This is a genomic window from Bradyrhizobium sp. UFLA05-153 (assembly GCF_054185185.1).
In genome coordinates this window covers 1-10,081 of record NZ_JBBIAM010000197.1, presented here as the reverse complement: position 1 = coordinate 10,081, position 10,081 = coordinate 1, and the positions used below count along the sequence as shown (strand labels likewise).

Here is a 10,081-nt window from a genome sequence, read left to right as displayed (position 1 = left end):
ATGTGTATAAGAGACAGGTTCCGGCGCTTACCAGGCCGTCACCGTGGCCGAGCCCCTGAACCTGCAAGGATGGCAGCTCGTCGACGAATTGAACCGCGCCATGGCTGGAGAGAAATGGTCGGGATATGTCTCGCCGCTGCATGTGGTGACCAAGACCAACGTCGAATTCGACGGCGGCCCAACCAATACGTTCGACCCGGGCAATGGCTACCGTAACGCCTACAAGAAGGCCTGGGGCTTCGAGTAGGCGTTCCTTCCCTATCCCCGAGCAACCGTGACCGTGCTCACTCGGCGGTCGGTCACAAGCTGACCGCCGATTTTTGCTTCACCTCCACCAGACAGACGAGCAAGTGCCGATGTATATCCGTTGTGCTTTTTTCAGTGGCCGCGCAAAGCCCGGGCGCGAAGCCGAATTCACCGCCTATGTCCGCGAGAAGCTCGTGCCGCTGTGGACACGCTTTCCTGGCGCCGAGGAGGTTCGCGTGCTGCGCCAGGATGAGAGCGACAGCGATGCCCAGCACTACGAGATGGTGTTGGCGATCCGCTATCCCTCGCGCAAGGCAATCGACGAAGCGCTGGCCTCGCCGGTTCGCCTCGAGAGCCGCGAGGTGACCAAGGGGCTGGCCGAAATGTTCGACGGCTCCATCTTCCACACGGTCTTCAAGGCCAACGACTTTGCGCTGCCGACCGACTGATCATGCTATCAGCGCTGCAATCTCGGAAACACTGATACCGTGAGCACCTACGAGATCCTCGACCGACGCTTCCAGGCGCTGATCATCGGACACGCCAAGCTCGACAGGCTCTGGACCGGCAGTCGCTGGGCCGAGGGCCCGGTCTATGTGCCCGCCGCCAAGTCGCTACTTTGGTCGGACATTCCCAATGACCGCGTGTTGCGCTTCGACGAGACCAACGGCTCGGTCTCGGTGTTCGAGAGCACCTGCGGCTATCACAACGGTCATGCCCGTGACGCCCTCGGGCGTGTGATCGCCTGCGAGCACGGCGGCCGCCGCATCTCGCGGCTGGAGCCCGACGGCCGATGGGTGGGACTTGTCGACCGCTTCGAAGGGTGCCGCTTCAATTCCCCGAACGATGTCGTGGTCAAGTCGGACGGAACGGTCTGGTTCTCCGATCCGACCTACGGCATCGATAGCGAGTATGAGGGGCACGCCGGACCAAGCGAGATCGGCGCGAGCAATGTCTATCGCTTCGATCCGACGAGCGGCGCAGTTTCGGCTGTCGTGACCAACATGGTGAGGCCAAACGGTCTCGCCTTCTCGCCTGACGAGCGGCTGCTCTATGTGGCCGAAACGGGTGCCACCCATGTGCCGGACACACCGGCCGTCATACGCGTCTATAACGTTGCGCCGGACGGTGCCGCAGTCGGTGAGGGCCGCATGTTCGCGACCTCCCCGGCCGGGTTCTTCGATGGATTCCGCCTCGACCGGAACGGCAATATCTGGACATCGACGGCGGATGCAGTTGCCGTCTACGCGCCGGATGGCACGCTGATCGGACGTATTCCGGTGCCTGAAATCGTCTCCAACCTGACCTTCGGCGGGCCGAAGCGGAACAGGCTCTATATCACCGCGCAGACCTCGCTCTACGCGATCTTCGTCAATGCCCACGGGCTTGCATGAAGCCGTCCGCCCGCGTTCTTTGTCACGCGGGCGGCGTTCGCCGGGCCCAGAATTCCATGAGCGCGGCCTGATCCATCGCGCCGAGCCCCACCGCCGTCAGAAGGCGATGTATCTCGGCGCAGACAGCGGTCATCGGCATGGCGATACCCGTCTGTCTGGCAAGATCTTGCGCGCCGCTCAGATCCTTGACCATATTGTCGATGCGGCCCGTCGGACGATAATCGCGCGATGCGAAGCGCGGCATGTATTCCTGCAGGATGGCACTGTCGGCCCGCCCGCCGCGCAACGCCTCGGGGATTTTCGCGGCCGCGACACCGGCGGCCTCCGCCAGCGCTGTCGCCTCGGCGACGGCGAGGAAATTGAGACCGCAGAGCACTTGGTTGATCAGTTTCGTGGTCTGGCCGGCGCCGCTCGGACCCATATGCGTGAAATTCGAGGCGACTTCAGCCAACACCGTCCGCGCTTCGGCGACGTCGGCGGCTTCGCCACCGGCCATGCACGTCAACTGACCGATCAGCGCCTTCGGGGCACCGCCCGACAGTGGACTGTCGACCCAGCGCAGACCGGCCGCGGCCGCGTCTGCGGCCAGCGCGCGCGTGGCTTCCGGATCGATCGAGGACATGTCGATGACGAGCGTGCCTTTCCGCGCTCCCTCAGCCACGCCCGCCGGTCCGAAGACAGCGGCTCGCACGATCTTTGGCGAGTTGAGGCTGAGGATCACTGCATCGGCCTCGGCCGCTGCTTTCGCAGCGGAGCTGACCGCTGTCGCCCCTTTTTCGACGAGGGCAGCGACCTTTTTGGGATCGAGGTCGAACACCAGGAGGCGGGTGTCGCGTTCAGCAAGTCGAGTTCCAATCGCGCCGCCCATGGCGCCGGCGCCGATCAATGCGACTGAACGGGACATTTCAACATCTCCGCGGTGGTCCGTTGGATGGGTTAGGCAACCGCCTCAGAGCGAGGCCGTGATGCCGCCGTCGACATAGAGCACGTGCCCGTTGACGAAGGAAGAAGCGGCTGAGGCAAGGAAAATACAGGCGCCGATCAGTTCCTCCACTTTGCCCCAGCGGCCCGCCGGCGTACGCTTTTCGAGCCAGGCCGAAAAAGCAGGATCCGAGACGAGTGCGGCATTTAGCGGCGTATCGAAATAGCCGGGCGCGATCGCGTTGACCTGCAGCCCGTGTTTCGCCCAGTCCGTCGCCATGCCCTTGGTCAGGTTTCCGACTGCTCCCTTTGTCGCCGTATAGGGAGCAATGGACGGGCGCGCGAGCGCCGTCTGCACCGAGGCGATATTGATGATCTTGCCGGCGCGCCGCCCAATCATGTGACGCGCACAGGCTTGGCCGACATTGAAGACCGAGGCGATGTTGGTTTGCAGGAGGCGCTGAAACGCATCCGCGGGGAAATCCTCGAGCGGCGCGCGGTGCTGCATACCCGCGTTGTTGACGAGAATGTCGATAGGTCCGATTTCGGCTTCGAAGCGGTCGATGGCGGTACGTGCCGCGGCATGGTCGGCCACATCGAAGGCGAGTGTTCGCGATCCCACAACGGTACTGGCCGCGGCCGCGAGTTTGGTCTCGTCGCGGCCATTGAGCACGACCTCCGCACCGGCCTCGGAGAGGCCGCGCACAAGCGCGAGGCCAATGCCTTGAGAAGACCCGGTCACGAGGGCGCGGCGCCCTGTCAGATCGAACAAGCTGAGCGCCATTCCATCTCCCCTTCTTGTTGCATCTCGACAATTACCCCTGCGCCTGACTATGTTATCGATAACATTTCGTCAAGACCATGACCGAGAGGAGCGCTCACCCCATGTCGAAGCCTGAAGTCCTGCAGATCGGCCCGTATCCGGAGTGGGATCAGGTCCCTCTCGACGCCGCTTACGTCATGCACCGCTATTTCGAGACCAGTAACAAGCCTGCCCTCCTCGCCGAGGTTGGAGCGCGCACGCGAGCCATCGCCACGCGCGGCGAGCTCGGCGCGAGCGCCGAGCTCATCGCGGCCTGCCCAAAGCTCGAGATCGTCTCAGTCTACGGTGTGGGCTTCGATGCGGTGCATCTTGATAGCTGCCGGGCGCGCGGGATCCGCGTGACCAACACCCCCGACGTGCTGACGAAGGATGTGGCTGATCTCGCGATTGCAATGATGCTCGCGCAATGGCGAGGCGTGAACGGCGCCGAACGCTGGGTGCGCGATGGTTCCTGGGCCGCCAAGGGACTCTATCCCCTGAGGACACGGGTCTGGGGCAAGCGCGCTGGCGTGCTCGGACTCGGGCGCATCGGATTTGAAGTGGCACGTCGGCTGACCGGCTTCGACATGGATATCGCCTATAGCGACATCGAGCCGAAGCCTCACGGCAAGGATTGGACCTTCGTTCCCGATCCGGTCGCGCTCGCCGAGCGTTCAGACGTCCTGTTCGTCACGCTCGCTGCCTCCGCCGCAACGCGGCACATCGTCGGGCCTTCGGTTCTCGAGGCGCTCGGGCCTGACGGGCTCCTTGTCAACGTCTCGCGTGCCTCCAATATCGACGAGGAGGCGCTCATCGAGGCGCTTGCCAATGGCAAGCTTGGGGCGGCAGCGCTCGATGTCTTCGACGGTGAACCGAACCTGAATCCCAAGTTCCTCAGCCTACCTAACATCCTCCTGCAACCTCATCACGCCTCCGGGACGGTCGAGACCCGCAAGGCCATGGGCCAGTTGATGCGAGACAATCTCGCCGCGCATTTCGCCGGGCACCCGCTGCCCAGCCCCGTCCTCTGAATTCCTGCGAGCGGCTTGGATTCGACGGCATGGACGAACTGATCGCTTACGATCAGACGCAGACATCGCCGATTTGCTGATGCCAGAAAACGAGCACAGTAACTTTTGAGCGTACCAAGCGGAAAAAATCGCGAGATTTCAACGCCAAAAGCGGGGGTGGTGCGCTCGGAGGGACTCGAACCCCCACGGTGTTACCCACTGCCACCTCAAGGCAGCGCGTCTACCAGTTCCGCCACGAGCGCTTTAAGAAGCCGGCTTGGGCTTGCGCCGGCCGGATCAACCGGCGCCGATCTAACAAATCCATCAGGGGGGGACAAGCCTGCTGAGGCCGCAAATTCCACAAGCTTCTGAGGAAAGTTTCGCCCCCGCTCCCGCCGTTACCGGGTCCCGGGCGAGCGCGGCAGCATCTGCTTGACCTCGACCGCGATCCGGTTGCGGTCGACCAGCACGACGCCGGAGGCGACGGGCAGGTTATTGGCCAAAACCTTGACCTCGTCGGCCTCGGTTGCGTCTAGTTCGATGATGGCGCCACGGGAAAGACGTAATACCTGATGGATCGGCATGGTGGTCGTCCCGAGGACGACCATGAGATCCACGGTTACTTTGTCGAGAGTGGGCACGTCAGCACCGCCGCAACTGGAGACTCTTGCATTTGCGCCTGTGATGATCACCACGTTATGGTTAGCCAATGGTTAATTGCCCCGAAAATCAGCGCCAAGACCTCGATTTGACGCCGTTTTCCGCCCCCGGCGGGGAGCCCGTTGAGTGGCGGATCTCAGATGCCCCGGTCCCCTATCCCGAGGCCGTGGCCGCCATGGAGGCACGGGTGGCGGCGATTGCCGCGGGCGAAGCGCCGGAACTGGTCTGGCTGCTCGAGCACCCCCCGCTTTATACCTCCGGCACCTCCGCCAAGGCCTCCGACCTGCTCGATGCCCGATTCCCGACCTTTGCCACGGGGCGCGGCGGGCAGCTGACCTATCACGGACCCGGCCAACGGGTTGCCTATGTGATGCTCGACCTCAAGCGCCGCCGGCCCGACGTGCGGGCCTATGTCGCGAGCCTGGAGGAATGGATCTTGCGCACGCTCGACGCCTTCAACGTCCGCGGCGAGCGGCGCGAGGACCGGGTCGGCGTCTGGGTGAAGCGGCCGGACAAGGGGCCGGGCCATGAGGACAAGATCGCCGCGATCGGCGTGCGGCTGAAGCGCTGGGTATCGTTCCACGGCATCGCCATCAATGTCGAGCCGGACCTGTCGCATTTTTTGGGGATCGTGCCCTGCGGCGTCACCGATCCCCGCTACGGCGTCACCTCTCTGGTCGACCTTGGCCACCTCGTGACGATGGCCGACGTCGATGTCGCACTCCGGCAGGCGTTTGAGGAGCTGTTCGGCCCCGTCAAGGCACGGCTCATGCAAGCGACGGTGTAGCTGCGCGCGAGTTCTCCGCAGGCGGGGACTCGGTTATGCTTGATTCCGGTGTCGCCCACGCCTCCCCCCTCCGTCGGGAAAGTACAGATCATGCCGGGCGAATAGATCATTGGGCCGACTGTTCGAGCACCATGCATCAGGAGGGGTTGCGATCATGCTCGCAATGGGAGGTTTGATCGATGAAGCTGTCTGCACCCATCTATCGTCTGAAGCGTACTGCGAAGAGTTTATCCCGCGAAGAAGGCATTCCGCTCCACGAGGCGCTTGACCGCGTCGCCGCGAGCGAAGGCTTCAGCGCCTGGAGCTTGCTCGTGGCGAAAGCCGCCGCGGCGACGCCGGCCAACAAACTGCTCGCCAGATTTCGGCCGGGTGATCTGGTGCTGGTCGGAGCCCGACCGGGCCATGGCAAGACGCTGCTGAGCCTCGAACTTGCCGTCGAGGCCATGAAATCCGGCAGTCGGGGGGCGTTCTTCTCACTCGAATACACCGAGCGGGATGTCCTTGGCTGTTTCCGGGCGATCGGCGTGGAGCCTGCGCAATTCGATCGCTTGTTCGAACTCGATTGCTCTGACGCCATCAGCGCCGACTACATTGTGAAGCGGATGGCTGCCGCGCCCCGCGGGACTTTGGTGGTGATCGACTATTTGCAACTGCTCGATCAGAAACGTGAACACCCCGAGCTGACGATTCAGGTGCGCACGCTGAAATCATTTGCACGCGACAAGGGACTGATCATCGTCTTCATCTCACAGATTGATCGGTCATACGATCTGTCGACCAGACCCTGCCCCGACCTCAGGGATGTCAGGCTGCCAAATCCGCTGGATTTGAAGCTCTTCGACACGACATGCTTCCTGAACAACGGCGAAGTTCGGTTCCGGGCGGCGAGCTGACGATCCCCTGCACCAGGTCCGGGTCGCGGGTGATTGCTCGCCCGCGACCTGACCGTCACGCCGCCTTCTGGGGTGCGACATCGAGCTTGCCTGCGATGTAGCGGCGCTCCTGGGTGAGGCCGCCGAAGCCGTAGGCATCGCCCCTCACCTCGTCGACATGCAAGTACGTCTCGTGATGCAGGGGCCCGAGAACTTCGCCCATGCGCTTGAACATGGCGGCGAGATAGGCGGCCTTCTCGTCCTTGGTGTTGGTGCCTTCGGAGACGTGGATGTCGATCCAGTAGCTGGCGAGCTGCTGCTCGGCGAGCGACTTGCCGCCCGCGAACCAGTCACTCGCGTCGACCGATTTCACGATGATGGCGGTGACCTTGGGATCCTTGTGCAGGATTTTGGCGGTCAGCTCGGACACAGCGCTCGCGATGTCGGCCTTGAGCGCGGGCGACTGGCGGGAGGTCGCATAGGACACGGTGATCAGGGGCATTGTGGTTCTCTCCTTGAAGGACGCGCAGCTGCTGTGCGGCGCCCAGGGAAAACTAGACCCGACCGAGCCATTTTGGTATCTTATGTAAAGTGATATCAATGATAACAATCCATAATGACAACCACCCTCGACATCGCCACGGTGCAGGCCTTCCTGCTGGTCTCCGACCTCCAGAGTTTTACGCGCGCCGCCGAAGCGCTTGGTACCACGCAGGCGGCGGTCAGTTTGAAACTCCAACGGCTCGAAACGCTACTCGGAAAGCGCCTCGTCGAGCGCTCGCCGCGCGCGGTCAGGCTGACGGCCGACGGCGTGATGTTCCTGCCGCGGGCGCGTGCCTTGATGGACGCGCATGATCGCGCGCTATCGGGCGAGACGCCGACCGCGCAATTGTTGTCGCTCGGCATCTCCGACCATGCCGCGGGCCCCGAACTGGTGCCGCTGCTCGAGCGGCTGCATGCCATGACCACGCAGATGGCCCTATCAGTCACCATCGGCTTCTCCCGCGAAATGCTCGATGCCTATGATGCCGGCGAGCTCGACGCGGTGATCGTCCGCCAGGAAGGCAGCCGCCGCGGCGGCGAAAAACTGTCCGAGGACGAGTTCGGCTGGTTCGCGACAAAACGCTTCGCTTGGCCGCACGGCGACGCCTTGCCGGTCGCAACATTGGCGCCGCCCTGCGGCGTCCGCGCCATCGCGCTGCGCGCACTCGACAAGGCCGGCATCGCCTGGACTGAGAGCTTCGTCGGCGGCGGTGTCACGGCAGTTGCGGCTGCAGCCCTTGCCGGTCTTGCGGTGGCGCCCCTCGCCCGCCGCATTGCGCCACCGGGATTGGTTGATATTGGGCCGACACACAAGCTGCCGAAGCTCGGAACATCGACAGTGATGCTGCATTCGAAGGTCAGCGATCCCGCCAAGCTCGCGGCGCTACGAACGCTCGCGGCGACATTCCGCAGCGTCGCCGACGCGTAGCTCAGAAAGCCGGCTTGCTCTCGCCGCCCGCGCGCTTTCCAGCGACGAACCAGTAGACGAGTCCAGCCAAACATCCTGCGCCGATGAAGAGCCCGCTGAACCATCCGAAGCCCTGGAAGAGGATGGCATGGCTCAAGGTCCCGAGCCCACCGCCGACGCAAGCGAAGAAGGGCAATGACCGTATCCGGTGTCGCTCGCTCAGCCAAACCGTGATGGCAGCGGGAATGCCCGTCAGAATGCAGGTGACGATGAGCACGAGCGGCAAGGTCCACGTGGCAACAACGAGAGCAGTTGCCAGCCTGTCGGTAGCCTCCGGCGAGGATGGAGACGTGATGACCAATATGACGGGCTCGACGACGATGCTTGCGACGATGCAGCCAGCGAGCCAACCTTTGAAAGTGCGCGGAAAGGTGCCGGACATCCCACCCTCCTCACAGGATCGCCTCGAACGCGCTGCGCAGCGTCTCGTGCCGAAAGACAAAACCGCGGCTCAGCGCCTTGTTCGGCAGCACGCGCTGGCCACCAAGCAGGAGCTCGTCCGCAAAACCGCCACCGATCCGGCGGAGCAGGCTTGCCGGAATGCGAAACACCGCGGGTCGGTGCAGGCGGCGGGCAAGCTCGTCGGTGAATTTCGCGTTGGTGACGGGGATCGGCGCGGTCGCGTTGATGGGGCCGGCGAGATCAGGTGTCGCGATCACATAGGCGATCAGGCGCACGAGATCGTCACGCTCGATCCAGGACATCCATTGCCGCCCCGTGCCGAGCGGACCGCCGAGGCCGAACTCGAACGGCGTCAGCATGCGCGTGATGAAGCCGCCCTCGGTGCCGAGCACGAGGCCGATGCGCAAGTAGACCACGCGGACGCCAAGCTGCTCCGCCGGCCGCGCCGCCTTCTCCCAGGCATCGCACAGCGCATGGCTGAAGCAGGCGTGCGACTTCGCCGATTCCGTCAGCACCTGGTCGGCCCACAGCCCGTACCAGCCGATCGCGGAGCCACTGACCAGCACGGCCGGCTTGCGCTCAAGCCGCGCAATGAGCTTCACGACCTCGCCGGTGACATGCGTCCGCGAATTGAGGATCTCTGCACGCTTTTCCTCGGTCCACAGGCCGTTGCCAATCGGCTCGCCCGCGAGATTGACGATTGTGTCGATTGGCGTGTCGGAAGCTAGCTGATCGAGGCCCGTGATCAAGGTCACCGGTGGCGGCAGCATCCCCGCCTTTGCGGGGTCTCGGATGAGTGCGATGACATGGTGCCCCGCCGCGACAAGGCTGGCCGCGAGCCTGTTGCCGATGAACCCGGTGGCACCCGTAATCAGAATGGTCTGGCGGCTGGTCAACTTGTCGACCAGGCCGCAGGCGGGCGCGCTGGTCATGCGGGCGAGCCGCCGCGTCACAGCAAAGTCGCGCAGGCCGCACAATGCCGCGCCAACCGCGCAAGCGGTCGCGGCAATGCTGAGCAGGCCGTGATAAGCGATCGTCACGCCGAGCGGCTGCATGGCCCAGCCGATCAGGACCGGCAGCAGCAGCACCAGGATGGCGCCGTAGTCGATCGCCAGCAGTGTGTGGTTGATGCGCTCGCTCGGCGGCAGCTTGCGGCTCAGATCCTCCTCGACGAAATCCATCAGCGTGATGACGATCTCGGCGACCAGCACCGCGACGATGAGGACGGCAAGCAGCCCGTGAACCTCGAGCCACCCGAGCACCAGGAACAGAAGCGCATAGAGCATGTTGCGCACACCGCGTGGAGCTTCAGCTCGAAACGCTGCGACGGCCGCCAGGCCAGGCGCTCGGTGAATTCATGGTGATAGAAGGTGTCGAACACCCCCATCACGATCTGGATAGCGATGAGGGTCCACAACAGCGGGGTCATGATACGGCCTCCCTGAATACGGCGGACTGGTGGATCAGCGCGCCGTAA

Annotated in this window: 11 protein-coding genes, 1 tRNA gene and 2 pseudogenes; 7 read left to right on the top strand and 7 right to left on the bottom strand. The window is 63.8% G+C overall.

Going from position 1 to position 10,081, the window contains the following annotated elements; translation table 11 throughout:
- Positions 1-28 precede the first annotated feature (28 nt).
- The 3 genes and pseudogenes from Q2941_RS48675 to Q2941_RS48665 form a co-directional block, all read left to right on the top strand.
- Positions 29-247, top strand: a pseudogene (locus tag Q2941_RS48675) (substrate-binding domain-containing protein); the annotation flags it as partial.
- Positions 248-356: 109 nt separating this feature from the next.
- Positions 357-695, top strand: coding sequence for a putative antibiotic biosynthesis monooxygenase (locus Q2941_RS48670; protein WP_254113029.1), 339 nt, complete (start codon positions 357-359; stop codon positions 693-695).
- A 39-nt stretch (positions 696-734) separates the two neighbouring features.
- Positions 735-1,640: an SMP-30/gluconolactonase/LRE family protein gene (locus tag Q2941_RS48665; protein ID WP_027526147.1), complete on the top strand. Its 906-nt coding sequence runs from the start codon at positions 735-737 to the stop codon at positions 1,638-1,640.
- A 22-nt stretch (positions 1,641-1,662) separates the two neighbouring features.
- Here the strand turns inward: Q2941_RS48665 and Q2941_RS48660 are convergent, their stop codons facing one another.
- Both Q2941_RS48660 and Q2941_RS48655 read right to left on the bottom strand, forming a co-directional pair.
- Positions 1,663-2,544 (bottom strand): NAD(P)-dependent oxidoreductase, encoded by an 882-nt coding sequence (locus Q2941_RS48660; RefSeq protein ID WP_458197126.1) that lies wholly within the window; start codon positions 2,542-2,544, stop codon positions 1,663-1,665.
- 45 nt (positions 2,545-2,589) lie between these two features.
- Positions 2,590-3,345, bottom strand: a complete 756-nt coding sequence (locus Q2941_RS48655; RefSeq protein ID WP_254113031.1) for an SDR family oxidoreductase — start codon at positions 3,343-3,345, stop codon at positions 2,590-2,592.
- Positions 3,346-3,446: 101 nt separating this feature from the next.
- Between Q2941_RS48655 and Q2941_RS48650 the strand changes: the two genes are divergently transcribed.
- Complete coding sequence (locus Q2941_RS48650) at positions 3,447-4,394, top strand: 2-hydroxyacid dehydrogenase (protein ID WP_254113032.1); 948 nt, start codon at positions 3,447-3,449, stop codon at positions 4,392-4,394.
- A 157-nt stretch (positions 4,395-4,551) separates the two neighbouring features.
- On the opposite strand, the gene Q2941_RS48645 is transcribed toward Q2941_RS48650, so the two are convergent.
- Positions 4,552-4,636, bottom strand: a tRNA-Leu gene (locus Q2941_RS48645).
- A gap of 135 nt (positions 4,637-4,771) precedes the next feature.
- Positions 4,772-5,014, bottom strand: coding sequence for a FliM/FliN family flagellar motor switch protein (locus Q2941_RS48640; RefSeq protein ID WP_018647371.1), 243 nt, complete (start codon positions 5,012-5,014; stop codon positions 4,772-4,774).
- 68 nt (positions 5,015-5,082) lie between these two features.
- On the opposite strand from Q2941_RS48640, the gene lipB reads away from it, so the two are divergent.
- Entirely contained in the window at positions 5,083-5,820 is a 738-nt protein-coding gene (gene lipB / locus Q2941_RS48635) for a lipoyl(octanoyl) transferase LipB (RefSeq protein WP_458197125.1), read from the top strand.
- Positions 5,821-5,999: 179 nt separating this feature from the next.
- Positions 6,000-6,713 (top strand): DNA helicase, encoded by a 714-nt coding sequence (locus Q2941_RS48630; RefSeq protein ID WP_458197124.1) that lies wholly within the window; start codon positions 6,000-6,002, stop codon positions 6,711-6,713.
- Between the two features lie 55 nt (positions 6,714-6,768).
- Here the strand turns inward: Q2941_RS48630 and Q2941_RS48625 are convergent, their stop codons facing one another.
- Entirely contained in the window at positions 6,769-7,194 is a 426-nt protein-coding gene (locus tag Q2941_RS48625) for a tautomerase family protein (protein ID WP_458197123.1), read from the bottom strand.
- Positions 7,195-7,308: 114 nt separating this feature from the next.
- Here Q2941_RS48625 and Q2941_RS48620 point away from each other — a divergent pair, with 114 nt between their 5' ends.
- Positions 7,309-8,163, top strand: a complete 855-nt coding sequence (locus tag Q2941_RS48620; protein WP_458197122.1) for a LysR family transcriptional regulator — start codon at positions 7,309-7,311, stop codon at positions 8,161-8,163.
- A gap of 1 nt (position 8,164) precedes the next feature.
- Here the strand turns inward: Q2941_RS48620 and Q2941_RS48615 are convergent, their stop codons facing one another.
- Both Q2941_RS48615 and Q2941_RS48610 read right to left on the bottom strand, forming a co-directional pair.
- Entirely contained in the window at positions 8,165-8,584 is a 420-nt protein-coding gene (locus Q2941_RS48615) for a hypothetical protein (RefSeq protein WP_458197121.1), read from the bottom strand.
- Positions 8,585-8,594: 10 nt separating this feature from the next.
- Positions 8,595-10,033, bottom strand: a pseudogene (locus Q2941_RS48610) (TIGR01777 family oxidoreductase).
- Positions 10,034-10,081: the final 48 nt, after the last annotated feature.

Coding starts and splice junctions, on each gene's coding strand:
- Q2941_RS48655 (WP_254113031.1), bottom strand. CDS start 3,345: ATGGCGCTCAGCTTGTTCGATCTGACAGGGCGCCGCGCCCTCGTGACC.
- Q2941_RS48660 (WP_458197126.1), bottom strand. CDS start 2,544: ATGTCCCGTTCAGTCGCATTGATCGGCGCCGGCGCCATGGGCGGCGCG.
- Q2941_RS48625 (WP_458197123.1), bottom strand. CDS start 7,194: ATGCCCCTGATCACCGTGTCCTATGCGACCTCCCGCCAGTCGCCCGCG.
- lipB (WP_458197125.1), top strand. CDS start 5,083: ATGGTTAATTGCCCCGAAAATCAGCGCCAAGACCTCGATTTGACGCCG.
- Q2941_RS48620 (WP_458197122.1), top strand. CDS start 7,309: ATGACAACCACCCTCGACATCGCCACGGTGCAGGCCTTCCTGCTGGTC.
- Q2941_RS48670 (WP_254113029.1), top strand. CDS start 357: ATGTATATCCGTTGTGCTTTTTTCAGTGGCCGCGCAAAGCCCGGGCGC.
- Q2941_RS48630 (WP_458197124.1), top strand. CDS start 6,000: ATGAAGCTGTCTGCACCCATCTATCGTCTGAAGCGTACTGCGAAGAGT.
- Q2941_RS48650 (WP_254113032.1), top strand. CDS start 3,447: ATGTCGAAGCCTGAAGTCCTGCAGATCGGCCCGTATCCGGAGTGGGAT.
- Q2941_RS48615 (WP_458197121.1), bottom strand. CDS start 8,584: ATGTCCGGCACCTTTCCGCGCACTTTCAAAGGTTGGCTCGCTGGCTGC.